The sequence below is a fragment of the Acidimicrobiales bacterium genome (assembly GCA_033344915.1).
Taxonomy (GTDB): Bacteria; Actinomycetota; Acidimicrobiia; order Acidimicrobiales; family Aldehydirespiratoraceae; genus JAJRXC01.
This window is the reverse complement of record JAWPML010000001.1, coordinates 2,595,888-2,620,550: the sequence shown is the minus strand read 5'-3', so window position 1 is coordinate 2,620,550 and position 24,663 is coordinate 2,595,888. Positions and strand designations below refer to the sequence as shown.

Annotated in this window: 15 protein-coding genes; 3 read left to right on the top strand and 12 right to left on the bottom strand. The window is 71.1% G+C overall.

The window, feature by feature from the left end; genetic code table 11:
• Window positions 1-13: 13 nt before the first annotated feature.
• From R8F63_12685 to R8F63_12675, 3 genes are all read right to left on the bottom strand, one after another.
• Window positions 14-2,749 carry a PEP/pyruvate-binding domain-containing protein gene (locus tag R8F63_12685; GenBank protein MDW3219459.1) on the bottom strand — a complete coding sequence of 912 codons (2,736 nt, stop codon included), beginning with the start codon at window positions 2,747-2,749 and terminating at the stop codon, window positions 14-16.
• Between the two features lie 64 nt (window positions 2,750-2,813).
• Complete coding sequence (locus tag R8F63_12680; protein MDW3219458.1) at window positions 2,814-3,599, bottom strand: PhnD/SsuA/transferrin family substrate-binding protein; 786 nt, start codon at window positions 3,597-3,599, stop codon at window positions 2,814-2,816.
• Window positions 3,600-3,638: 39 nt separating this feature from the next.
• Window positions 3,639-5,099 carry an altronate dehydratase family protein gene (locus R8F63_12675; protein ID MDW3219457.1) on the bottom strand — a complete coding sequence of 487 codons (1,461 nt, stop codon included), beginning with the start codon at window positions 5,097-5,099 and terminating at the stop codon, window positions 3,639-3,641.
• A 52-nt stretch (window positions 5,100-5,151) separates the two neighbouring features.
• On the opposite strand from R8F63_12675, the gene R8F63_12670 reads away from it, so the two are divergent.
• Window positions 5,152-5,661 (top strand): PPOX class F420-dependent oxidoreductase, encoded by a 510-nt coding sequence (locus R8F63_12670; GenBank protein ID MDW3219456.1) that lies wholly within the window; start codon window positions 5,152-5,154, stop codon window positions 5,659-5,661.
• A gap of 37 nt (window positions 5,662-5,698) precedes the next feature.
• On the opposite strand, the gene R8F63_12665 is transcribed toward R8F63_12670, so the two are convergent.
• The 5 genes from R8F63_12665 to R8F63_12645 are packed head-to-tail and all read right to left on the bottom strand — an operon-like array spanning window position 5,699 to window position 11,007.
• On the bottom strand, window positions 5,699-6,601 hold the full coding sequence (locus R8F63_12665; GenBank protein MDW3219455.1) for an enoyl-CoA hydratase-related protein: 903 nt from the start codon (window positions 6,599-6,601) through the stop codon (window positions 5,699-5,701).
• A gap of 19 nt (window positions 6,602-6,620) precedes the next feature.
• Complete coding sequence (locus R8F63_12660) at window positions 6,621-8,228, bottom strand: DEAD/DEAH box helicase (GenBank protein ID MDW3219454.1); 1,608 nt, start codon at window positions 8,226-8,228, stop codon at window positions 6,621-6,623.
• Between the two features lie 33 nt (window positions 8,229-8,261).
• On the bottom strand, window positions 8,262-9,146 hold the full coding sequence (locus R8F63_12655) for a class I SAM-dependent methyltransferase (GenBank protein ID MDW3219453.1): 885 nt from the start codon (window positions 9,144-9,146) through the stop codon (window positions 8,262-8,264).
• Window positions 9,143-10,063, bottom strand: coding sequence for a glycosyltransferase (locus tag R8F63_12650; protein ID MDW3219452.1), 921 nt, complete (start codon window positions 10,061-10,063; stop codon window positions 9,143-9,145). Before R8F63_12650 ends, R8F63_12655 begins: the two co-directional genes overlap by 4 nt.
• Window positions 10,060-11,007 carry a glycosyltransferase gene (locus R8F63_12645; protein MDW3219451.1) on the bottom strand — a complete coding sequence of 316 codons (948 nt, stop codon included), beginning with the start codon at window positions 11,005-11,007 and terminating at the stop codon, window positions 10,060-10,062. The genes R8F63_12650 and R8F63_12645 overlap by 4 nt, the downstream gene beginning before the upstream one ends.
• Before the next feature lie 91 nt (window positions 11,008-11,098).
• On the opposite strand from R8F63_12645, the gene R8F63_12640 reads away from it, so the two are divergent.
• Complete coding sequence (locus tag R8F63_12640; GenBank protein ID MDW3219450.1) at window positions 11,099-11,947, top strand: glycosyltransferase family A protein; 849 nt, start codon at window positions 11,099-11,101, stop codon at window positions 11,945-11,947.
• On the opposite strand, the gene R8F63_12635 is transcribed toward R8F63_12640, so the two are convergent.
• Both R8F63_12635 and R8F63_12630 read right to left on the bottom strand, forming a co-directional pair.
• Window positions 11,852-13,588 carry a glycosyltransferase family 2 protein gene (locus R8F63_12635; GenBank protein ID MDW3219449.1) on the bottom strand — a complete coding sequence of 579 codons (1,737 nt, stop codon included), beginning with the start codon at window positions 13,586-13,588 and terminating at the stop codon, window positions 11,852-11,854. The two genes, R8F63_12640 and R8F63_12635, sit on opposite strands and share 96 nt — an antisense overlap.
• Window positions 13,585-15,381 carry an ABC transporter ATP-binding protein gene (locus R8F63_12630; GenBank protein MDW3219448.1) on the bottom strand — a complete coding sequence of 599 codons (1,797 nt, stop codon included), beginning with the start codon at window positions 15,379-15,381 and terminating at the stop codon, window positions 13,585-13,587. Before R8F63_12630 ends, R8F63_12635 begins: the two co-directional genes overlap by 4 nt.
• Before the next feature lie 140 nt (window positions 15,382-15,521).
• Between R8F63_12630 and R8F63_12625 the strand changes: the two genes are divergently transcribed.
• Window positions 15,522-16,409: a bifunctional 5,10-methylenetetrahydrofolate dehydrogenase/5,10-methenyltetrahydrofolate cyclohydrolase gene (locus tag R8F63_12625; GenBank protein MDW3219447.1), complete on the top strand. Its 888-nt coding sequence runs from the start codon at window positions 15,522-15,524 to the stop codon at window positions 16,407-16,409.
• Here R8F63_12625 and R8F63_12620 read toward each other — a convergent pair whose 3' ends face one another.
• The gene (locus R8F63_12620) at window positions 16,410-18,530 is read right to left on the bottom strand and encodes an S-layer homology domain-containing protein (GenBank protein ID MDW3219446.1); all 2,121 of its coding nucleotides are present in this window, start codon (window positions 18,528-18,530) and stop codon (window positions 16,410-16,412) included.
• Window positions 18,527-24,643: a hypothetical protein gene (locus R8F63_12615; protein ID MDW3219445.1), complete on the bottom strand. Its 6,117-nt coding sequence runs from the start codon at window positions 24,641-24,643 to the stop codon at window positions 18,527-18,529. Before R8F63_12615 ends, R8F63_12620 begins: the two co-directional genes overlap by 4 nt.
• Window positions 24,644-24,663: the final 20 nt, after the last annotated feature.

Below are 24,663 nucleotides of genomic sequence, written 5' to 3'. Positions count from 1 at the left end.
TCCGCGGCGCGGCTCAGCCGGTCAGCTCGATCCGGTCGCCGCTGTTCAGCAGTTCGACGAGAAACGCATCCGGGGTGGAGTAGAGGGTGCTCTGGGTGCAGTCGGCGGGATCGACGCCCGTCGGTGTGGTGTACGGCATCTCGCTGAAGCCCATGTCGGGTGCGAGGAGCGGGTCCGTCCACGCCGCAATCGCCGTCGACCCAACGCAATTGAGCCGGGCGACGCGCGAGGCCCGGGCGAGGATGTCGCGGGGGATGTCGAGAGCGACGACGGAGCTCGGAATCCCCCGCAGGCCCGGATCGAGGCTGCGGGCCTGCTTGACGATCAGTCCGCCGTCGTCGTTCGCGGCCCCCGCGGGCCAGCCCGCGCCCATGGTCTTGAACTCGAAGTCGAGCGTGACGACGGTGACGGCCTGCGCCGCGGCGAGCCCCGCGTTGACCTGGTCGCGCCACGTGGTGGTGGCGGCGTGGAGTTGCTCGGTCAGGGTCTCCGCCTCGGCGTCGGAGAGAATCGGCCCGGACGTGATCGTCGATCCCTGGATGCGGCGGACCACGACGCTCCCGTCGGCCCGCAAGTCGGCCTCGATCACCTCGGGGAGATCGGTGGACGTCGGATCGGGGTTGGCGACGCTCACCGCGCCGTCCTGCACGTTGATCACCGCGGTGCCGATGATCGCCGAGCCTTCGGGGGCGAACGTGAAGGTGGCGACGCCGTTGTTCTCCTCGAGGGCGTCGTCGAAGCGGGCGTGCACCGTCACACCCATCGCGCCGCTTCGGTGGTCGACGTTCTCCCGCCGCCGTTCCTCGAACGCCTCGAACCCCCAGTACGACGCCCACGTCTTCTTGATCGCGTACTCCATCGACCGCTTGTGGTCCGAGCTGTCGGGCTGCGCGCCGGGATCGAGGAAACCGGTGTTGGAGTTGTAGAGCCCGGCGCCGTTGAACCCCTCGATGTCCTCCACCGAACTCGACGAGCGGAAGCGCAGGCCCTGGGTGTCGTCGTAGTGCCCGAACCGGTCGGTCAACGCGGCGGTGAGCGCGGCGAGTGTCGCGCCGTTCATCGGCTGGGCCCGGAAGTACTGCTTGAAGCCGTCCGCGGCGAGCACGTCACCGAGAATCGTGCCGGGCGGATGGGCCGCCTGGAGCTCGGCACCGTACTCCAGGTCGCGCGGGGCGGAGTAGAAGGCCTCGTAGTCGGTCGGACCCTCGAGGAAGAGGTAGCGGGCGCGTGGGTCGTCCTCGAACTCGTCGTTGCGGAGGATGGCGTCGAGCGCGTCGTCGACCAGGTCGAGATGTTCGAGGTACGGCCGCACGGTGATCGCGAGCGGGGTGGGTGGTGTCGTGAGCTCCGCGGTGCGCAGGAGGGCGACGAAACCGGCGGACTTGCCGCCGATGGTGGGGCGCCAGTCGTCGAGCTGGGCGTCGCTGGTGATCGCGCCGGCGAGGGCCGTGAGGTCGACGGTGAGCGCCATCGTCTCCACGTCGACCGCGGGCACGCGGATCGTCGAGGTGTCCTGGCGGGCCTGCCAGTCGAGGAAGTCGTCGCGGTCGATGAGGGTGATGTCGACGGAGTCGCCCTCCGCCCGGACGATGACGTAGGAGCGGACCCGTGCCGCGGACGAGATGCCGGGGTCGTCGGTGACGCCGCTGAACGAGAGGTTCGGGATGCCGCGGTTGCGGGCGAGCAGGTTCACGTGGGCGAGCGGCGTCTGCGGTGACGACGTGATGAGGGCGCTGCCGGGCGGGAGGTAGTCCGGCACGTGCTCCATGATGATGATGTCGGTGTCGGTCGCCCGGGCGAGCTGGCTGCCGGACTCGTCGACGAGCAGGAGCTGGCCGGCCGCGATACCCGGGTTGTAGACGGCGATCTCGCCGGGCTCGACGATCTCGGACCAGCGGACGATGCGGTCGGCCAGCGGGTGTCCGTCCGCCTTCATCTGCTCGCCGACGTCGATCTGATGGGGCGAGCGCATGACCCACTCGAGGTTGTCGCCGATCTCCGCCGGCAGCGTGGCGGCGAGCGTCGCGACATATGTCTCGATGTCGCCCGGGGTCACCTGGTCGCTGAACTCGAGCTCGATCAGCCAGCGCTCGCCGTCCCGACTGTCCGGCAGGTGGACGAGCGTGCCGGCGCCGTAGATGCGGGGTGTGGTGCGCAGGATGATGTCGTAGAAGCGTCGCGAGTAGAGCCGGTCCCGGCCGAACGTCTGGCTCTCGATCCAGTCGAGCCCCAGCGGCAACGAGCCCTGACTCTCGGCCCAGGCGTAGATGGCCGCCACGGTGGCGAACGAGAGGCCGGTGACCGGACGATCGGTGACCCCCGGAACGGGCTGGCCGTTGAGGAGGCGGAAGTAGTACCACTCGTCGTGGAGCTCGAAGAAGTTGCTGTCGGCCCACCGTGCCGCCGCGTCGGCCCGGCCGAAGTCGGAGATCGTGAACTTGGTGACCGACCGGTCGGCGGTCGAGTGGGCCAGGGCGAACCATTCCTCCACCGTGTCCACCGCGGGCACGGTGTGGTCGTTGAAGCCGTTCTCGTCGATGTGGACGGGAACGGGCACGGTCGGCGGCGGGGGCTCCGTCGTCGTGGTCGTCGTGCTCGTCGTCGTCGATGTCGTCGACTCGACCGTCGTGGTCGTCGTGCTGCTGGTCGACGGCGGCTCCGCGGTGCCGTCGTCGCCGCATGACGCGGCGATCAGCGCGAGCAGGACCGCGCAGCCGAGCAGGACACGGGATCGACGAGGGAGGTGCATCAGAGCTACGACGCCGCGCGGATGGGGCTGGTTCCCGCCGCGCAACGCCCCCAACCGTAGGGGATCAGCTGATGCTGCCGGTGCCGCGCTCCATCGCCGCGTGCAGGTCGGTGTAGTGGTCGACGCCGACCTCCACGAGTGTGGTCAACGCCGCCCGCTCGAGCTCGGCCCGCACCTCGGGGCGATCGTTGGCGGCGAGAAGTGCGGTGCGCAGGCGGTGGAGTTCGGCGTCGTCGAAGTCGTGGCGGGCCACGAGCGGCTGCACCGGCCAGGGGCCGAGGCGGTCGATCACCCGGAGGCCGGCGACGGCCGCGTCGTGGCGGCTGCGCCCGATCCGCACGACCGAATCGACCACGCAGGCGTCGATCTCGCCCCGCACGAGGGCGTCGAGCGAATGGTGGTGTCCGCCGGTGAACACGAGTTCGGCGAAGTCGTCGGGGTGTGCGCCGAGGTCCTCGATCGCGAAGCGCAGTGCGTAGTGGCCGCTCAGACTGACGACGTCGTTGCAGCCGATGCGCAGGCCGGCGAGATCGGCGACGGAGGTGAACGGCGCATCGGGGCGCACGACCACGTCGCCGAAGTACACGGGCCGACCGTGCGCATCCGGGTCGTCCGGCACCCACGCCACACCGGCGATCCGCACCGACGGCTCGGCGCGGTGCAGCGCGAGATCGACGAACGAGGTCGAGCAGATCCACCCCAGGTCGAACGTGCCGTCGCGGAACGGATCGGTGCCCGGGGCCGGGCCGGAGGTCTCGGTCTCGAAGTGCAGCTCGGCGCCCATCTCACGGGCGAGCACCTCGAAGAGCGACTCGGGGAATCCCGGGGACATGTAGGACACGAACTGCACGACGTGGACGGTACCCGTCAGCCGAGAATCTCGTCGACGTCAGGTGACGACGCCCATCTGCCACGGCACGAACTCCTCTTCGCCGAAGCCGAGCGCCTCGCTCTTCGTCGCCCGCCCGCTCGCCGTGTCCACGAGGAGATCGAACAGTCGCCCGCCGACCTCGTCGACGGTTTCGTCGCCGGTCGCGATCGGCCCGGCGTCGAGGTCGATGTCGCCCGTCATCCGTTCGTAGAGCGCGGTGTTCGTCGACACCTTGAGGCTCGGACTCGGGGCGAATCCGGACACGCTGCCGCGCCCGGTCGTGAAGCAGCAGATCGTGCAGCCGGACGCGATCTCGCCGGTCACCGAACACGGGTCGTAGCCCGGCGAGTCCATGATGACGAAGCCGGGTCGTCGCAGCGGCTCGGCGTAGCGGAGGACGTCGACGAGCGGCGTGGTGCCACCCTTGGCGACGGCACCGAGCGACTTCTCGGCGATGGTGGTCAGGCCGCCCTTCTTGTTGCCGGGCGACGGGTTGTGCTCCGGTTCGTTGTGCTCGCGCCACCAGGCCAGCCGGTCGAGGAGGAGCTGGGCGATGTCGCGGTCGACGGCGCGCCGTACCAGCAGGTGCTCGGCACCGTGCATCTCCGGTGTCTCGCCGAGCACGGCGGTGCCACCGTGGCCGACGAGCAGGTCCGCGGCCCGGCCCAACGCCGGGTTGGCGGTGATGGCCGAGTAGCCGTCCGACCCACCGCACTGCAACGCGAGGGCGAGATGGCTGACCGGCACAGTGGAACGGCGGTCGGTCGCCGCGGATTCGGCCAGCTCGGCGAGGGCGTGCAGACCGGCGTCGACGGTGGCCGCACTGCCACCCTCGTCCTGGATGACGAGGGTGCGGAGCCGGTCGCCCGGCTCCAACCCGTGGGTGTCGAGGAGGCCGTCGACCTGGTTGGACTCGCAACCGAGCCCGAGGATCAGCACACCGCCGACGTTGGGATGGGTCGCGTAGCCCGCGAGCGTGCGTCGCAGATTGGCGAGGCCCTCGCTGTCCTGCCCGAGCGCACAGCCGCCGTGGTGGGTGAGCGCCGTGATGCCGTCGACGTCCGCGCCGAGGCCGGATTCGCGGGCGCGGGCGGCGATGACCTTGGCGACCGACGCGGAGCAGTTCACGGACGTGAGGACGAGCAGGTGGTTCCGGGTGCCGACCCGTCCGTCGGGGCGGACGAACCCCTCGAAGGTCCGCGGCGTCACCGCCGGCGGTGCGATCAGGTGGGTGCCGGCGTCGTCGGCGTTCACCGGCTCACGGTTCGGGGCGACGTTGTGCGTGTGGACATGGTCGCCCGCCGCGATCGGCTCGGTGGCGGCGCCGATGATCTCGCCGAGCTTGACGATCGCCTCGCCGGCGGCGATGGGCCGGCTCGCCAGCTTGTGGCCCCGCCGGTCGTCGTCTCCGTCCACCACGACGACCACATTGTCGGACGGATGCAGTGTGACGGTCGTGCGAGTTGGGTCGGCGGGCATGGGCGCGACGATACTGGCGCCCACCCCGGCGACGAGAACGACAGGAGCCGACGTGGGCCAGAACCAGCGTTCGCAGATCACCATGACGCCCGAGGAGATCGACGTCTTCATCGAGCAGTCCCGCACCGCCACGATGGCGACCGTCGGACCCAACGGCGCGCCCCATCTGGTCGCCATGTGGTACGCCTGGCTCGACGGCACGGTGTGGTTCGAGACCAAGGCGAAGGCCCAGAAGGTCGTCAACCTGCGCCGCAACGACCGACTGTCGGTGATGATCGAGGACGGTCGGACCTACGACCAGCTCCGCGGGGTTGCGCTCGAGGGCCGCGGCATCGTCATCGAGGATCCCGACGAGATCTGGCGCATGGGCGTCAACGTGTTCGAGCGCTACAACGGGCCGTACTCCGAGGAGATGAAGCCCTTCGTCGAGATCATGCTGCAGAAGCGGGTCGCCGTGAAGCTCGAGATCGAGCGCATCCGCACCTGGGACCATCGCAAGCTCGGCATGGCCCCCATGGACCTCGCCGGCACCACCGCCCCCTACATCGACGGCGCCGGCTAGCCCCGCGCTTCACCTGGGGTCTGACCCCCGCTTCACCTCAGTCGGCTTGCTTGGGCTGCTCGGCGGCGGTGCGGTAGTCGTCGTAGGGCTCGTCGCGTTCGCTGAGCGTGGCGGTCAGTCCCTTCTGCTGCACGCTCCCGATGAAGTCGCGCATCGACTGCTGATGGGTGCCGAGGGCGCACAGCTCGGTGCCCTGGCGGATGCCGGTGCGCATCCCCATGACCTCCATCTGGCGATGCACGACCCGCTTGTTGAGCTGGAGCATGTCCGACGGCGTCTGGGCGACGCGGGCCGCGACCTCGAGCACCTTCTCGGAGAGATCCTCCGCGGGGAACGCGGCGTTGGCCCAGCCGTATTCGACGGCCTCGAGCCCGCTGACCGAGTCGCCGGTCAGCATCATCTCCATCGCCTTGCGCATGCCCATGAACCAGGCGTGGAAGTGCATGTCGGGCACGCCGAACCGGGTCGCCGGATAACCCATCTGGGCGTCCTCCGCGACATAGACCAGGTCGCAGCAGGTGGCGAGTTCGGACCCGCCGGCGAGGCAGTAGCCGTGGACCTGGGCGATGACCGGCTTGGCGAGATCCCAGATGCTCATCCAACCCTCGGTGACGTGGCGGGGCCACTGGCCCTCGCCGGACGCGGTGAAGAACGGCAGCTCGTAGCCCTCGTTGCCGCCCGCGAGGTCGTAGCCCGCGGAGAACGACGGTCCGTCGCCCCGCACGATCGACACCTTCACGTCCGGGTCGTTGTCGGCGTCTCGTAGGGCGTTGAGGATCGCACCGCGCAGCGGGTGGATCAGCGAGTTGCGCTTCTCGGCCCGGTTGAACGTGATGCGACGGACGCCCGGGATCGGGTCGTCCAACAGCACCCACTGGTGGCCGTCGTCGGCCCCCTCGGCACCGGTCGGGTTGGCGGTCTCTTCACCGTATTCAGACATGTCGCGCACCCTAGGAGGGTCAGCGCAGGCAGGTGCAATCGACCTTGTCCTCGAGCGCCTGCCACTTGAACGAACGAGGTTCGGAGGCGACGCCGCACCCCGTGCAGCGCAGCACCCATTCCTTGTCGATGGACTCGAGGCGGACCGGGTGTTCGCCGGTGGACAGGCGGGGCTTCTCCTTGACGATCTTGGGCTGGCTGATCGTCGGGAGTTCGGGGCTGCGGATCTCGAGGTAGGGCGCCTGCTCGGCCCACTCCGTGATCTCCTCCGGGGAGAGGTCGGGCGCGGTGAAGCCGCCGACGGTCTCGGGTTCGATCACGGTGGCGGGGCCGCGATAGTCGAGGAACTCGGTGAGCTTGTCCGTCTGCTCGGGGCCGAAGATGTGGGACGACTCGGAGATGTTCTCGATCTCCTCGAGGAAGCCGTCGCCGCCGTCGGAGTACCGCGGGTCCTCCATGGTGTCGGCGGAGAAGATGATGACGAACCGGGCACCGCTGCCGAGCGGCTTGCGCCTCAGGATGCGGCCCATTCGCTGGATCATCTGGCGCCGGGTGCGGCTCGCGCTCACGACGATCCCGAGGTTTGCGTTGGGGACGTCGACACCCTCGTCGAGCACCCGCGGCGCGGCGACCGCGTCGAGCGAGCCGTCGCGGAGGTCGTCGAGGATCTGACCCCGGTCGCTGCGCCCGGTGCCGCCGGTGATGATCTCGATGTCGACGTGGGGGTCCAGGCGCACGATCGCATGGTTGGCGGCCCGCACCGTCTCGGTGAAGATCAGCGAGCCCTTCGCGGTCTGGATGACGTCGGCGAACGAGCCCAGCGACTCGTACTTCGCCGAGCTCGTGGCGACAATTTCGCGTCGGGCGGAGAAGGCGTCGAGATAGTCGTTGGCGGCCTTGCCGTCGGGCCCGCCGTCGTTCTCCGCGAGATGGTGGACCGCGGCGAGGAAGTCGCCGAACGGCGTGTGGGGTACACCCGGGATCTGCTTGAGCGTGCGGCGGGCGGCCACGATCGCACCTTCCGTGGCGTCATACTCGCTGCGCTCCTCGGCGGTGAGGGGCACGGCGACGAAGGCGACCCGGGGCTGGGCACACACGCCGTCGTCGATCGCGTCGGCGAAGCCGTAGCGGTAACAGATGCCGCCGAAGAACGGGAGCAGGATCGACTCCACGGCATCGTCGGAGCGTTCGAGCGTGGCGGTCAGGCCGAGGCGCTCCTGGTACTCCGGGAGCAGCGACTTCCGGAGCACCGCACCACCGAAACCGTGGCATTCGTCGGCCACCAGTAGGCCACCGGCGTCGGTCTTGGGGAGCGGCACGCGGCTCGCCGCGCTGTGGCGTGTGGTGACGAGCACCTCGCAGTCCGCCGGTCGGTCGCGATAGCCGTCGCCGAGTCGCCCGATGGTGCGGTCCGGCAGCGACTCGGTGAGCCGCTCGTTCCACTGTTCCATGAGGACACGGGAGGGCACGATGACGAGCACGAACAGGCCGCGTTCGAGGGCATCGCCGATCGCCGTGATGGCGACATCGGTCTTGCCGGATCCGGTGACGGCTTCGATGACACCCTTGCGACCACAGCGATGCCAGGCGGTCAGGGCATCGTGTTGCCAGCGGTACAGGTCGCGCATGTTCTCAGGCAGGCTAGAGGGAGGGCGGGGCCGTCATGCGGCCGGACGGCGGATGACGTAGACGAACGTCTCGCCGACGAACCGGTGTCGGGGGCGGGCGAGCCGCCGGAGCGCACGGCCGAGCGGGCCGGCGTCGGGCGCGACCTGGCGGGCCGGGCCGTTGGTGTCGATGCCGACGGTTCGCCAGTGGCTGCCCTTGATCGTGCGGGCGAGGCGGCGCCGGAGGGAGTCGCGCGACGCCGGCGTGTCGGTCGTCGCCGCCTCGGCCAGGACGAGGCCGTGCCGTTCGGCCAGTTCCGCGATCCCGCTCGGGAAGGCGTAGACGATGTGGTCGACGTTCTCCCACGCGATGCCCAGCTGGCCGGCGCGCACTCGCCGCGGCGAGTACGGGTTGGGCGTGGTCAGGATCAGCTCGCCCTCGGCGCTCAGCCCCTCGGCGGCGGTGCGGAAGAGCATGCCGAGGTCGTCGACGTGTTCGATGAGTTCGCCGGCGACGATCACGTCGAACGGACCCCGGTCCGCGATCGGTCCGAGTCCGGTGGTGAGGTCGTGGACGACGGCATCGAACCCACGGCGGCGCATCGCGTCGACCCCGGCGTCGAGGATGTCGACACCGAGACAGGTCGAGGCGGCGGCCGCGATGCGGGCGTGCAGCCAGTTCGAGGCGTCCATCCGCGACTCGTCGTGGGCGACGCAGCCGATGTCGAGCACCATTCGGCCGCGCACCCGCCCTTCGAGGAAGGCGACGCGGTCGGCGATCGGGGATCGCCATGCGGCCTCGAGGGTGCGGGCCCGCAGGGCGACGGCCTGCGGGTCGTTCGGATCCGCGGTGCGGGCCGTCCACCGGCCCTGCGGGGGCGCCGTCGCGATGGCCTCGTCGTAGTCGGCGCGTCGGTTGTGGCGGAGGGTGGCGATCATCGGAGGTGTCCGGGGAGAGCGACGGGATCGATGCGCTTGCCGAGCCGGCGGCGCCATCCGTGGTGGAGTGCGGCGACGTTGACGCGCAGGTTCGCCACGGCGATGCGGGGGCGAACCACCAGGTTCAGTGTGGGCTTCACCACGCCGGCCACGAGCGTCATGGCGAGAGCGTCGAGCGTGCGACCGTCCTTGCGCAGGACGACGACGAGGTTCCGGAAGCTGTAGTAGCGGCGCCATGTCGGTGCTTCCACGCCGGCGGCCGGGCGAGCGGGCTCCACCATGGCGGACAGGCCGTGCTCGCGGGCGATGCCGCTCGACCAGATGCGGTATCCGGCCCGCTGGAGCGACAGTCCGAGATCGAGTTCCTCGAACCCGAAGAAGAGGGCGGGATCCGGCCCGCCGACCGCACGCAGGGCGCCGGCCAGATAGTGGGGGCAGCCGTTGCCGGAGAGATAGTCGACCGGCACGGGGACCGCCGCGGTCTCGGTCCGGAGCCGGCCGCCGCGGCGGAGGCTGGCTCCCCACGTGCCGACGCCGCCGACGTCGTCGTTCTCGCGTTGGAGCTCGCGCAGCACCCGCTGCACTTCGGCGAACGTCTCGTTCCGCTTCGGCGGGTCGTTGTCGTCGAGCAGGACCACGATGTCGTCGTCGTCAGCCGTCGGCAGCAGCTCGGCGAGGCCCGCGGTGAAGCCGCCCGCCGGTCCCGGGTTGCCACCGAGGGGGATGTAGACGACCTCGGTCGCGGGCATCGGGTCGCATGAGGCGACGAGCTCGCCGATGGACGGATCGGCGTCATTGTCGACGACGACGAGGGTGTCGAGCGGTGCGGTCTGGTCCGCCAACCGGTGCAGGTGATCGGCGAGGAGGTCCGGACGGCGGAAGGTCACGAGGACGGCGTGGCTGCGGTTGCCGGTCATGCGGCGGCCGCCCTCGGGATCGGCATCGGTCGACGCCGGACCGCGCCCTGACCCACGCCGACCCGGGACGCGAACGTCCAGGTCCACGCGTAGCGGCCGCGGCGGGTGGCGACGGTCGGGAGGCGCACGAGCAGCCAGGCGACCGACTTCCAGCCGGCCGCCCGGGACGGTGGCGTGATGCCCAGGGCCCGCGCCCGGGCGGTGAGGGCCGCCCGGCGGCGGCCGTAGCCGACGCCCTGGCGCCACACGGAGCCGAGCCCGCGGCGCAGTCGGTAGTGCACGGTGGCGTCGCCGGCTCGCTCGGGGCGGTAGCCCGCGGCATGGGCGCGGAGCCCGAACTCGATGTCCTCGACGCCGTCGAAGGCGGAGTCGAAGCCGCCGAGCTCCTGCCAGACGGCGCGGTGCATGCCACAGGCGCCGCCGTGGGCGAAGCGGACCTCGCCGAACGCGGGGAGGCCGTCCGCCGGGAGCGGGCGGGTGTGGGCGAGCCATGCGGGGTTCAGTCGATCGGTGTCCAAGCGGGACGAGACCAGCGGTGTCGTGGCGAGCGCGTCGCCGATCGCCGCGACCCAGCCCGGCGCGATGAGGTCGTCGCCGTCACAGATCGCGATCGAGTGGGCGACGCTGGCGGCGATCCCACGATTGCGGGCGTAGGCCACGCCCCGCCCTCCGAACGCCGAGACGACGTGGACGCGGACCGTGGCGTCGGCGTGGTCGAACGACCGGGCCACCGTCGCGGTGTCGTCGGTGGAGGCGTTGTCGACGACGATGATCTCCCAGTCGCCCGCCCAGTCCTCGGCGAGCAGCGCCTCGAGCTGCGCGGGAAGCGTGGTCTCCTCGTTGTGACAGGGAACGATCACCGACAGATCCCGAGCGCGGTCGATCGTCTCGCTCCCACGCCCTCCGGGCGCGACCTCACCGGCCTCCCGGTCGTCCTCACGCATCACCCCTCTCCATCGGCAGTTCCGGGGAGTCGTTCAAGGGCCTGGGCGCGGCATCCTCCGGGTTCGGGGACGGCGCCGTCACAATGCAGGCATGTCTTCGCCGTCGTTGGCCGTCGTGATCGCCGCCCACGACGCGGCCGACACGCTGCCGGCGCAGTTGGCGGCACTCGCGGACCAGCAGATCGACATCGAGACCGAGATCATCGTGGTCGACAACGGGTCGACCGATGCCACGGCGACGGTGGCCGCCGCGACCGACGATCCCCGGGTCCGCGTCATCGCGGCCACCGACGGTTCCGGAGCCGGCTACGCCCGCAATCGCGGGGTGGCGGCGACGGGTGCCGGATGGATCGCCTTCTGCGACGCCGACGACGTCGTGGCCCCCGGCTGGCTCGCCGCGGTGGCGGACGCCCTCGGGCGCCACGAGTTCGTGACCGGCCCGCTGGACACGGCTGCGTTGAACGAGGACTGGCTGGCGGGCTCGCGGGGCGCGGCGATCGCGACCGGTCAGCCGATGTTCGAAGGCGTCTTTCCGATCGCATCGTCGTGCAACCTCGCCATCCGCCGACAGCTCTTCGACGAGCACGGCGGGTTCGACGAGGCGTTTCGCATCGGCCAGGACTCCGAGCTGTCGCTGCGGCTCTGGCGCGCCGATGTCGAGCTCCACTTCGCCGAAGCGATGGTCGTCCGGTACCGCTATCGACCCACGATGCGGGGGGTGTTCGACCAGGCCCGGTCGTTCGGCCGGGCCCAGGTCGCCATCGAGCGGCGCTTGGCGGAGCTGGGGGTGGCGGCGCCGTCATCGGGCCGCGCCGTGCGGCGCGGTCTCTGGCTGCTGCGTTCGCTAACCGGACTTCGTTCCCGCGCCGGCCGCGCTCGCTGGCTCTACGTCTGCGGCACGCAGGTGGGGCGGTTCGTCGGGCGGGTCCGCCGTCGCTGACGTCCGGACGTCGATGCCGTTCGATGCTGCCGGATCGAAGCGTTCGACGGCGCCGCGCCACGTCTGGAGCGCGGCGTTGGCACCGCCGGCCTCGGCCCACCCTTCGGCCGTGGCGGCTCGGGCCGTCGCGCCGTTGTGGTACACGAGATCACCGAAGACGAGGGCCGTGTCGTTCGGCCCGCGCTCGGTCAGGGGAATCGGGGCCAGCCGGGCGGTGCCCTCGCGCATCGAGATCCGTTCGCCGGTGTCCCAGTAGCGGCCGAACGCATCGCCCTTCGGGTTGACGCCGGGCACGAATCGGCTTTCGAAGCTGTGCCGACGCGACACGAAGCGCCGACGGCGCATCATCAGGCAGCACGGGTGGATGTAGAACCCCACATGGCGTCGGAGCTTCGCTCCCGCCACCACGGCCCCGGCATCGAGATGCCCCTGCAGGTCCGCGATCCAGGTCGGCGAGATCGGGAACGCATCGACATCGAGGGCGATGCAGTACTCGGTGCGGGCGCGTAGGAAGCCGAGATCCATCGCCAGGCCATGGCCGATGTTCCTCCGCAGCGCCAGGAGATCGACGCCCGTGAACAGTCCGACGATCTCGCGGGTCGCGTCGTGCGATCCGTTGTCCACCACGAGGATCCGGGTCTCGGGCGGCGAGAAGTGGCGAACGAGTCGCAGGGTGTCGGCGATGATCGCTTCGCTGTTCCAGCTGACGAGCACGACCGTGTGCCCGGGCTCTTCGTGCGTGCGCATGCGAGCGGACAGACGGGCCGCGGTGCGGCGCAGGATCGGCACGGCCAGTCGGCGGCGTTCGTCGACACGGCGAACGGCGCTGCGGACCCGGCGGGCGATGCCGAGCAGTCGGCCGGCCATGCCGCCGCCGCGGAGCTGGAACAGGGCGAACCAGAGCAGCCGCGGAGAGAAGCGGATCCGAGCGAGGACGCGCTTCGCGCGCGAGGTCGTCGGCGCGAAGCCCTGGGCGCGGAGCCACGATCCGCCGATCGACTCGACCCAGGCCGTGTCGAGTGAGCGGTCCGTCGCACGTTCCTGGGCCGCGACGTGGCCGGCGAGCAGCAGATCGTCGGGACGGTCGATGCCGGCGGCGCCGCGGCGCGACTCGGTGCGCTGGTGTTGCGCCCGGCGGTCGAACTGTTCCGTCGCGTCGGCGAGATCGGCGTCGCTGAGTTCGACGTCGAGGTGTGCGGCGATGGCGGCCAGCGCCGTGGCGGTCGACCCGGTCAGCTCGTCGTAGCGCTGCATGAGCACGCCGTCCGCCTCGGACCACCGGCGGTGGTCCCGGATGAGGATCTCGAGGACCTGGTGGCGGGCGACCCACCACATCGATTTGCCGTGCAGTTCGCGGTAGGACGCGATCACCTTGCGGATGTCCCGCCACGTCGACAGGCCGAGCACGTCGTGGGCCGCGGCCGCCTCCTCGAAGCGGTACTCCGGGCGATGGTTGTGGACCTTGTAGATCCACGTCTCACCGTCGGGCACCGTCGACGCGAGCTCGGGCAGCGGCGTGCCGTCGTACCAGCCCGCCGCGACGGTCGTGCCGCGGCGCTCGGACGCGAAGCGCGCGAGTTGGTACTGCAGGGTGGACGCCGACCGGGGCATGCCGCAGCAGAGGACGATCCGGCCGCTCATGCCCGGGGCCCCGCGGTCTCGAAGCCTCGCTGCCAGAACGCATTCGACGCGGCGACGGCGGCCGGCGTGTCGTCGGCCACCACGGCGCCGGCGTCGAGGACGACGACCCGATCGCAGCCCTCGATGGTCGCCGGCCGGTGGGCGATGACGATGAGCGTGACGGATCCGGCCAGGCGCCCCAGGGTGTCGCTGAGGGCCGCCTCGGCGTCGGGATCGAGCGCGCTCGTCGGTTCGTCGAGGACGATCAGCCGCGGCCGGCCCGCGAGTGCGCGGGCGATCGCGAGGCGCTGGAGCTGTCCGCCGGAGAACGACCGCGCGTCCTCACCGACGACCTCGTCGGGTGAGACCAGCAGACCACCGGAGGCGTCCGTCAGCCCGGCATCGGTCATGGCCCGGACGACGTCGGCGTCGCTGATCCCGGTGCGCAGGAAGCGGACGTTGTCCGCAACGGTGCCGCGGATCGTCGCCGGCGACTGGGGCACGAAGGCCACCGTTCGGGCCCGCTCGTCGGCCGCGAGGTCGGTTGGCGCGTCGTCGCCGATCGTGCACCGACCGGCGCTGGGCCGCCGCAGTCCGAGGATGATCTCTGCGAGGGTCGTCTTCCCGCTGCCGGACGGGCCGACGAGGGCCAGGTAGGTGCCGGCGTCGATCGCGAGGGACACGCCCTCGACCGCGCACTGTTCGGCCGCCGGGTGGCGGTAGGTCACCCCGTCGAGGCGGACGGCGACCGGATCGAGGTCCACGGTGCTCGGACGGCTCGACCGGGTGTCCCCGCCGTCGTGAGCTCGATAGCGGGTGATCTCGTCGTCGAGCGCGAACACGAACGGGCCCGCGCTCGCGAACTTGTTCACCGTCTGCTGGATGGCGTGGACGTAGGTGATCGAACGGCCGAGCAGCACGACGACCGAGCCGAGTTCCTCCGGGCCGGCGACGCCCGCGCCGTGCAAGAGGGCGAGAACGGCGAGAACGGTGATGAGGGCGAGGTTTCGCTGACCCGACGGGATCGCCTTCTCGAGCCACGTGAGCCGACCGAGCGTGTGGGCGACGTCGGCGGCCGCGACTCGGTGGCGCTCGTCCGCGGCGTCGCCGACGCCGAACGTGCGGACCTCGGTCGGGACACCCGTGATCTCGGCGAGCCCGAGGGCGTAGGCGTGATTGGCGGCGCGCGTGCGCTCGGCCGCTGTGCGGATGCGGGTGGCCAGCGGGCTCAACACGGCGATGAGGGCGCCGAGCGCCGCGATCAACACGCCGGTGGTCACGGGATTGATGACCGCCGCGATGCCGACCATCGTGGCGAGGGCCAGGATCGCGACGAGGCCGCCGTTCACCGCGGTGGTCAGGTTGACCGCCCGGCCGACGTTCATCGACATGAGTTCCTGGAGGTGGCCGGGCGGGTCCGCGGACTGGGTGACCCAGTCGGCGCCGTTGTACGCCTCGAAGAGGGCGGTGCGCAGCCGCAGTTGGACCGCCGTGATGATGCGGGCGCTCTGGCGCGCCGCGAGGAGGTCGACGACGAAGACGAGACAGGCGGCGACCAGGGCGGCGCCGAAGAGCACGCCGGTGGACAGACCGCCGAGGTCGATGCCGAGCACCGCGGTCGCGCCGTCGGTTCCTGTCAGCCGCAGGCCGACGTTGATGAGCAACACGAGCGTCGAGGCGGTGCCGAGACCGGAGACGAAGGCGAGGGCAGCGAGCGCGAGCACCCGGCCCCGGGGGAGTCGAAGGACGCGCAGCGCGGGGATCACGAGCCGGAGTTGGCTCGTGCGGGCCGTGTCCTTCGCGGGTTCCCTCACGGGCTTCACATCGGCCGTGACCATGCTGATGTGAGCGAGAACTGGGCACTTCGGCCCATCGCGTCCGGGACCTTCGCCACCCGCGTTCGCGGTGCTCGAGCAAGCCCCGTTCGGGAGCTGTCGGGAGGTAGCGTGCCGCGGTGACCTCCTACGACGACTTCGAACGCACGGCCGGCGGTGCCGTGCTCATGGACGGCAACAAGCTCCGCGACGAGATCGTCGCCAAGATACGCGTGGAGATCGAGTCGCTCGGCAACCCCGCGGTGTGTCTCGCGACCGTGCTCGTCGGCAGCGACAAGCCGAGCCAGATCTATGTGCGCAACAAGCACCGCAAGGCGGAGCAGGCCGGCATGGTCTCCCGCCACGTCGAGCTGCCCGCCGACGCGACGCAGGACGACGTGGAGCGCGCGGTGAGCGATCTCGCCGAGGATCCCGGCGTCCACGGCATCCTCGTGCAGCTCCCGCTGCCGGACGGTCTCGACGCCGAACGGGTCCTCGATCTCGTGCCGCCCGAGAAGGACGTGGACGGTCTCACCGAGCGCTCGATGGGTCGGCTCGTCCGCGGTCGGGTCGGTCACGTTCCCTGCACGCCCCTCGGCGTCATGCGGCTCCTCGAACGCTACGGGGTCGAGACGTCCGGGAAGCAGGCCGTCGTGATCGGTCGCTCGACGCTCGTCGGGTTGCCGCAGATCCTGCTCCTCGGACGCAAGGGTTGCGATGCCACGCCGACGCTGGCCCACAGCCGCACCACCGATCTCGCGGCCGTGTGCCGTGGGGCGGACATCATCGTCGCCGCGGCCGGGATGGCTCGCCTGGTCACCGCGGACTTCGTGAAGCCGGGAGCGGCCGTCCTCGACGTCGGCATCTCCCGCACCGAGGACGGCATCGTCGGCGATGTCGATTTCGAGTCGGTGCAGGAGATCGCCGGGGCGATCACCCCGATGCCCGGCGGCACCGGCCCGATGACCATCGGCTGTCTGATGGAGAACACCCTCGCCGCGGCCCGCATGCAGGGCGCGGTCGGCTGATCAGTCGACCTGCGGGTCGATCAGCACCTCGAGGCGATACATCAGGATCAACGTCGTGCGGCGATCCAGGGCACGGTCCGGCTCGAACGTGGTCGGCGTGACACCACCGACGAGACCGGTGGTGAACGCCCAGTCGAGGGCGTCGGCGTAGAAGCCGTCCGGATCGGTGTCGGTGAAGGGCGCCGACCCCAGGGGCAGCGGCGATCCGGTCGCCCGCCAGGCGATCGTGACGAACTGGGCGCGGGTCACCGCGCCCTCCGGGTCGAAGGTGGTGGCGTCCACCCCGTTGATCAGGCCCGCGCCGGCGGCCCAGTCCGCAGCGTCGGCGTAGAAGGCATCGGGCTCCACGTCGGTGAAACCGGCCGGTGCATCGGCCGGCGGCTCGCAGAAGTAGCGCCAGACGACGGTCGCTGTCGCGGCGCGTGACATCGGGTCGTCGGGTCGGGCATCCCCGCCGCCGATCAGACCAACCGCCTGGCTCCAGGCGATCGCGTCGCGGCCCTCGGCGTTGAGACCGTCGATGTCGGTTGCGTCACTGGGCGGGAGGGGGTCGGGGATGTCGTTGCAGTCCGGCGGGGGCTCGACGGCGACCGTGAGCACCACCGTGTCGCCCGCCTCGAGCTCGCTGGTGTCGGGCGGGTCGGTGGCGAGCACCGTGCCGGGCGCCTCGGCCCCGGTCTCCGATTCGATCACCTCCACGACGAGTCCGAGGTCGAGCAGTGCCGCCTCCGCGTCCGCGACGTCCAGGCCGACGAGCGAGGGGACCACGATGAGCGGAATCGTGGTCGTTGTCGTCGTGGTGGTCGTGGTCGTGCTGGTCGTCGTCACGGCCGTGGTCGTCGTCTCCGCCACGGTCGTCGGCGCGAGCGTCGTGGTCGGCACCGGGTCCGCGGTGTCGTCGTCGTTCAGCAGCAGCATCGCCCCCGCGCCGGCCGCGGCGGCGAGGAGAAGCAGCACGATCAACCCGACGATCAGGCGACCCCGCCGACGCGCCGGCTCGGGCGGCGGCGCGGGTGCGGTGGTCGCCGGCGGGGGCGGCGCGGTCTCCGTGGTCGCCGCCGGGGGCGGCTGGACGCGGCTCGAGGCGGTCGGTGGCTCGATCGGCATCGCCGCCACCGTCCGGGGCGGTGCCTCCGGCATGGCGGTCGTGTCGAGGCCGGGCGGACGATGGAGCAGCGCCAGCTCGGCGGCCATCATCTCCGCCAGGTCGCGGGGTCGCACCGTCTGGATGACGACATGGCCCGGCGAACCGGCGACGACGCGCACCTGGAGGCCACCGGCCCCGATGAGGACGATCTGATCCGTCCAGGTCGACGACGCGGGCTCGTGTTGGGTCGCCCGTTGCCAACGCCAACCCGGGGCCTGCGCGCCGAGGAAGGCCGCGATCGCGATCAGCGACAGGCTCGCCGCGATGCCGCGTTCGTCCCGTTCGATCACCTCGGTGGACACCAGGCGCTCGATCGCCGTGTCGATGCTCGCCGCGTCGGGAGGAACCGCGACGCCGCCGATGACGCGGGTGATCAGGCGCAGGTCGTCGGCCCGCATCGACGCGGCGTCGGCATCGACCATTGCCTGCAGTTCCGCGACAGGGAGCCACGCCGGTGCCGCGTCCGGGCTCGCCCGCTGGGCCTCGATCACCGCCGCCAGCACGAGGGCGTCGGTCGTCGACAGGTGGGTGTCGAGCTCGACGCCGGGGTCGAGCTCGAGAGCCGTCCCCGCGAGGAAGCCGGAGACCAACTCACCGACCCGGGTCGGGGTGACCGGCCCGGAGATGATGACCTCGTCGCCGGTCTCGTTGATCGCGACGCCGGCATCCTCGGCGAGGACGCCCCGCAGCGCCCACGATCCCGACTCGTGCCAGAAACGGAGATCGATGACGGAATGCGGTTCGAGGATCACTCGGGCGATGTCGGCGAACGCCGGCCGCGGCCGGCCGTCCTCGTCGATCAGACCGTGGACCTGGAGTTGCACCTGTGTGCGCGGGTCGAGCGCGTCCGGCGCCTCGCCCCAACGGGGGCGGGGACTCATCGGGTTGGCCGGGCCGACGGCGTCGAGCAGGGCGGCCAGGACCGACGCGGGCATGGACGGCACCTGGTGTTCGACGGGGGGCGCGACGCTCATCGGTCGTCCTCCTCCGCGAAGCCGAACGGTTCGTCGACCTGGGTGCGCTGCATGAACTGCTGGGAAAGCCGCGTGACGTCCGCCGGGTCCGCCGTGGACCCGACCGGGCCGGCCGCGTCCGTCGCGGGACGGGCGAAGCGAAGCATCTCGTGGGCCGCGGCCACGCGGCCGAGGGCGGTCTCCATCGGCATGTCAGGGTCGCCGTAGATGCGGCCGAGCTCGGCCCGGACCTGCTCGGCCTCGGCCGGTCGGAGCTGGGCACCGTGCGGTGCTTCCAGCAGGACCCGCATCGCCTGGTAGTCGTTGTCGCCGAGCGGGGGCACGTCGTGGCCGCTCTGATGGAGACCCGAACGCTCCGCGAGCAGCAGGTTGACTCCCTTGCGGGCCTGCTCGACCGCCTCGGGGTCGTTGATGCCGGCGTAGAAGCGCGACTTCTCCTCCCACATCAGCCGGGCGCCGACCGGGTCGTCGATCGTGCCCCGACCCTGCATGGTCCGCAGCACGTCCGAGTCGGACTGGACATGCTCGAACCCACCCAGATCCGGCTTCGGGTTGTTGTCGGGATCGGCCCGCCAGGCTTCGTACTCGGTGCGCAGCGTCGTCGCCCGTTCTTGGTGATCGGCCCGCCATTCGCCGGGATCGACCACCCGTTCCTGACGGGAGTCGCCGTCGCGCCGGATCACCAGCTCGTCCTCGCCCGTCTGCGGGTTGCGGCGGACGAACGCCATCTCGTTGTCGCTCATCCGGCCTTCGTCACGGAGGCGGGTCGACACGGCCTCGACGGTGTCGCGGTCCACCGACGAGACCCAGCGGGTGGCCTGGTCGCTGTTGGCGGTCGATGCCTCGACATGGTGGCGGTCGGTGAACAGCTGGTTGTGGGCCTCGGCGAATGCCCGGTCCTCGATCTGCTGGCGGCTCCACGGCGGGTCGGCTTGGGCGAGTTGCTGCGTGAGGTGTTCGATCCGGGAGGCGATCTCGGGGTCGTCGGCGCCGGGAGGAGTGAGCCCGCCGCGCCGGTAGCTGCCCCGGGCCTCCTCCGCGAAGTCGCTGTACGCGCCGCGCTCCCAGTGTTGGCGCGGGATCTCGATGAGATCGTGGCCGCCGTCGGGACGGGGGCGACGGATCACCATACGGGCGTCGCGGTCGGCGCCGAGCGACGGCCTCGAACCCGGGGTGGAGAACGTGTCCATCACGACCTGGTCGCCGGGGCGGAGCATCGCTTGGACCTCCGGCACGTCCGCGACCGTCCGGGCGATGGTGGTGTGGTCGGCGCGGTCGTAGATCTGGTTGCGGGTGTTGATGATGACGCCCTGCACCTCGGTGTCGGCCTGCTTGCCGGTACGGCTCGCGGCGGTGTCGCGGAGTCCGGCGAGCACCGTGTGTTCGTCCGTCACCTGGAGCTGTTCACCCGGCTTCGGCGGACGGTTGACGACCCGCGTCACGCCGTCGTCGTCGGTCTGGAGGACGCGGGTGGGCGGGGCATCGACACGCCGCCGTCCGTCCCACGCGTCCTGGATCGGCGGTGGCTGGTCGTCGATGCCGATCACGCCGCGGGGCCTCGCCGCATCGCCGACGCGGGAGAGGATGGCGTCCTCGAGGGTGGGGCCACCAAGGCGGATGGTCGGAAGCCGCTCGACGGGATCGACATAGCCGTCGTAGGCCCCCGGTATCCGGGTCATGGACCCACCGACGCGGCCGCCGACGGCCCCGCCGCCGTAGCCGGCCAGGCCGTCGACGAAGCCCTCCTCGAACGATCCTCCCTGCATCCAGGTCGACCAGCCCGCGGCGACGCCGCCGAGACCGGCGCGGCCGAGCTGCTGGCCGACGCCCGGCGCCATGCGGTCGAGCAGACTCCCCGCGACATGGCTGGCGGAGCTGCTCGTGTAGGTGACCCGGGCGACGCCCATGGCCTGTTCGTGGGTGAGCCCGTCGAGCCGGGCCCGTGTGTAGGCCTCCATTGCGTCGCCGGCGCCGTTCAGGCCCGCGGTGAACCCGACGGGGATCGGGAGCATGTTGACCCGCCCCATGACGGCGTCGCGGCCGCCCGCGAGCACGCCGAGCCCGACCCGGGCCGCGATCTGTTCCGCCGACTCGCCGCGCTGCACGGCGAGGGCGCCTTCGGATCCCGCGTTGATCGCCGCGAGTCCGGCCGCGGTGTACCCGACACCGGCCGGGCCGGTGACGACGACCATCGCGGTACGGGCGGCAGCCTCCGTGGTGCGGGCGACGAGCTCCCCGCGGCGCGACCAGGTCGCGACGGTCTCCTGCCACTCGGCCTCGGACTGCGACTCGGCCATCTGGTCCCACATCCAGCCGGAGTAGATCTCCGCGAGGGAGTTGAAGTCCTCGTTCTCGATCGCCGCGTCGACCGCCGCCTCGAGCTCCGGGTTCGACTCCGCGGCCTGGAGCGCGCCCTCCAGGGCACGGTCGCGGCCTCGCAGGGTCGCCTCCTCCCACGCTTCGATGAGCGCCCGGTCGTGGGCCATGGCGAGTTCGTCGGCCCGCCTGGCCGCGTCCCAGTCCCGCCGCCGCTGGCTGTCGCGCCACTCCTCGTCGGTGCGGGTCCAGAAGTCGCCCGAGATCTGGCGGCGGACGCGGTCCGCGTAGGCGTCGTAGGCCGCCGGGTCGTCGAAATAGATGCGTCGACCGAGGTCCGGATCGTAGATCGAGAGCTCGCCGATCTGGTCGGCGATGATGGCCTGTGCCTCCTCGGCCGGGAGCGATCGCCAGCGGTCCGCCTCCTCGTCGAAGAACTCGAGGTTGCCGTCCTCACCGACGGTCAGGGCGTCACCCCACTGGTCGACGATCTGTGATCCGGGCGGATAGCGCGACGGCGGTGGTGGCTCCTCGGGCGGTTCGGGCGGCGCCAGGTCGGAGATGCCGTCCAGGCCGTCGATCAGCGAATCGATGCCGCCACTCGGGTCGTTGCGGATCGCGTCGATGAACTCGTCGCGGCTGAGTCCTGCGTCTGCGAGCGCGGTCGCGAGCATGCCGCCGCTCGCGAGGACGGCGATCACCGCGGCGACGGCCGCGGCGCGGGTGGCATCGTCATCGGTCTGCTCGTCCTCCGGGAGACCGACCGAGCCGACGTCCTCGCTGACCTCGTCGGCTCCGGCGAGCCCCTCGAAGAAGCCCGGGCTGCCGTCGATCCACTCGACCGCGACGTCGTGGAACTGGCCGAGGAAGGTCGCGACCTCCGGCGAGTCCGGCGAGCAGTGATGGCAGCGGTAGCGGTAGGTGCCCCAGGGCATGCTCGCCCGGATCGTCACGTCGGGCCCGTCGGCCAGCTGGTTGTCGACCCACACCATGATCCAGCTGCCCTGGTCGTCGATCTTGTGCATCGACACGACTTCGCAGGTGGGATCGTCCTCGGTGATCGTCACCGCCGTCCCGTCGGGATTCTGCGCACAGACCCGCGCCGCGGGCGTGTCCGCCGGCCGATCGAGGATCGCGAGGGTCTCGTCGTCGCCCCAGGTGGTCGCGGTGTCGGGCCCGGCGAAGCTGAGCGCGAGCTCGTTGCGGGTCGCGCCCTTCGCGTCGCTGCCGAACTGGAGCGGCTCGAACAGTGACCCGTCGTTGCAGATCGCCTCGTTCGGGTTGGTGAACAGGGGGCCCAGCATGGTGTGTGCCTGGAGCTCGAAACCGGGTGTCTCGAGCCGGGGATAGAGCTCGACGCGCGACGGGCAGGGGCTGGACCGCTGGTCGCGGGGGAGCGCGGGCGGCGCGGCGGCGAGCGCGGACGCGGCGTCGAAGCCGTCGATGTCGCACGGCGCGCGGAACGCACTCTGACCGACCGAGTCGAAGGGCGTCTCCGGCACACCGTCGCGGGTGTAGACGGCCTCGGCGAGTTGGCCGCGTCGGGAGTTCGGCACGGTCGAGGCGACGATGCGGCCGCACTCGTCGACGCCCTCGGCCGTCCACAGGTTCTCGGCGTCGAACGGCACGTTGAGCATCGTCGCCCGGGTGAGATCGCCCGTGATCGCATCGCCGTAGACGTTGATGTCGTCGAGTGGGCCGAGCAGTGTCTCGGTGCGGGGCTCGGCCCCCTCGCGATTCGCGAGTTCGCTGCCTTCGCCCTCGTAGTCGATCGAGCAACAGACGCCGTCGTCTCGCAACGCGAACGTGAACGTCTCGGTGACCGAGAAGCTCGAGACGGCGAGGCCCTCGCTGCCGATCTGGTCCCACTCCACCGTGCGGGTGATCGGGTCCGGCGCGGCCGCGAACGCCCGTGGCACCTCCACGGTGACCCATGGCTTCTGCTGGCTGAAGAAGAGGCCGCCGTTGTAGTCGATGTCGTCCCACGGCACGAGGTCGATCAGCGCCTCGTGGGCATCGCAGCGAGGCTGCCCCTCCTGGCGGAGCTGTGGACAGATCGGGAGGTCGGCAGTGTCATCGGGATCTTCGGTGGGCGCCTCGTCCGGATCGTCCTCCTGGGCGGCCGCCGGCGCGTCGACGAGCAGCGGCGCGGCGACGAGCGAGCCGACGACGAGCAGCAGCACGGCGACGCCGCCACCCCGCTTCAACTCGGCGAACTGGGGTTGGCGACCGACCATCAATCCGACCGTGATCGCGGCCGAGGCGAACGACAGGGCGATGCCCAGGTGGATGACACCCGTGCGGTTCAGCAGCCCGGCGATCTGGATGAGGACGAGCCCACCGGCGAACGCGAACAACGCCATGACGCCGCGCTTGGCGAACACCTTGTCGCCGTCGACGCGCAGGGACAGGTTCCGGCCCTGGAGGAAACCGAGGAGGCCGCCGCCGGCCAGTGCCGCGACCACGGCCCACGCGGGCGCGCCCCGGGCGAACAGCGAGATCGAGACAACGGCCATGACGGCGGCCAGCCCGATGCGGATGAACTCCATCACCGGGCGGATTCGGGTCTCCTTGCGCATGAGGAGGAGCGCCATGAGGAGACCGAGAAGGGAGACGACGAGCCCGACGACGGCGAAGATGCGCAATGCGGTGCGCATCCACCCGCTCAACGGTTCGGACGCCCCGACCGCGGCGCCCGGTGTCGCGGGGCCGCCGCCCCCGACCGCGACCGGGGCCGCCCCGGTGTCGGTGAAGTCGGTGCTCCCGAAGAAGGCGGGCCCGCCCACGCCGGGCAGCGGAGGGCTGTCGACCCGCTCGGGTGTGTAGATGGCGGACAGGTAGTCCGGCAGTGGCGTCCAGACCGGCACGATGCCGGCCTCGTCGCAGTCGGTCGCCTGGTCGAGGACCTGGCCGCGGATGTCCTGACCGGCGGCGAGCCAGGGTGCGGGGTCGTACGTGGCGAGATCGACGCCGGCATGGATCGTCATCTCGGCCGCGACGCCATCGCCGCCGATCACCTGGACACGCGGTCGCGGCGACTCGCCGAAGTCCTCGCAGGCCCGACGCTGGGCATCGAGACTGCTGCGATCCGTCGCCCAACGGAGGGCGAACTCGATGCGCTCGAAGTTCTCCTCGTCGGTGCCGTTGTAGACACAGCTCGCGGCGAGCAGGTCGATGGTGGTGCTCTGCACCACGTCGGCAGCGACATAGTTCGTGATCGCCGGACACGTGATCTCGACTGGCTGGTACTGGCACCGCGTGGTGAAGGGCTCGAGCGCCTCGAGGTAGCCCGACCACCCGTCGAGGACCATCTCGCGGGGATCGCCCAGGAGGTCCATCGTGTCCGCGGTGCCGCTGATCGTCATCGTGCGGGCCCAGCCCTCACCGATCGCACCCGTCTCGTAGCGCGGGGTGGTGGGATTCGAGTCGTCGAGTGCGGGCTCGGCGGCACACAGCGGGCCGGAGGAACTCAGGTCCCTCGCCGCGCGGAGGATGACGTCGAAGCCGTAGAAGATGCCGTCGTCGAGGTTGATCTGGTAGCGGCACTGGAGCTGGATCGTGGGGAGGAGCTCGGCGCGGTCGCCGGAGATGTTGCGACCCGGACCCGAGGGGGTGGGGGTCGGCTCACGGAGCCCGTCGACGGGAAGGGAGGGGCATCCGAGGTCCGCCACCAGTGCTTCCACGGCCTCGAGGTCGGCGCTCGGTGGCGGGTCGTCCTGGGCGGCCGCGGGGGAGGCCGAGAGCGTGAGGACGGCCACGAAGACGGCCAGGATTCCCCGGAAAACCGCGGAATCCAAGGGTGATGAAAAGTGCGCGC

Excerpts from the sequence above, each read along its gene's own strand:
- R8F63_12685 (MDW3219459.1), bottom strand. The coding sequence starts at position 2,749 with ATGCACCTCCCTCGTCGATCCCGTGTCCTGCTCGGCTGCGCGGTCCTG.
- R8F63_12675 (MDW3219457.1), bottom strand. The coding sequence starts at position 5,099 with ATGCCCGCCGACCCAACTCGCACGACCGTCACACTGCATCCGTCCGAC.
- R8F63_12645 (MDW3219451.1), bottom strand. The coding sequence starts at position 11,007 with ATGCGTGAGGACGACCGGGAGGCCGGTGAGGTCGCGCCCGGAGGGCGT.
- R8F63_12640 (MDW3219450.1), top strand. The coding sequence starts at position 11,099 with ATGTCTTCGCCGTCGTTGGCCGTCGTGATCGCCGCCCACGACGCGGCC.
- R8F63_12665 (MDW3219455.1), bottom strand. The coding sequence starts at position 6,601 with ATGTCTGAATACGGTGAAGAGACCGCCAACCCGACCGGTGCCGAGGGG.
- R8F63_12620 (MDW3219446.1), bottom strand. The coding sequence starts at position 18,530 with ATGAGCGTCGCGCCCCCCGTCGAACACCAGGTGCCGTCCATGCCCGCG.
- R8F63_12660 (MDW3219454.1), bottom strand. The coding sequence starts at position 8,228 with ATGCGCGACCTGTACCGCTGGCAACACGATGCCCTGACCGCCTGGCAT.
- R8F63_12650 (MDW3219452.1), bottom strand. The coding sequence starts at position 10,063 with ATGACCGGCAACCGCAGCCACGCCGTCCTCGTGACCTTCCGCCGTCCG.
- R8F63_12635 (MDW3219449.1), bottom strand. The coding sequence starts at position 13,588 with ATGAGCGGCCGGATCGTCCTCTGCTGCGGCATGCCCCGGTCGGCGTCC.
- R8F63_12655 (MDW3219453.1), bottom strand. The coding sequence starts at position 9,146 with ATGATCGCCACCCTCCGCCACAACCGACGCGCCGACTACGACGAGGCC.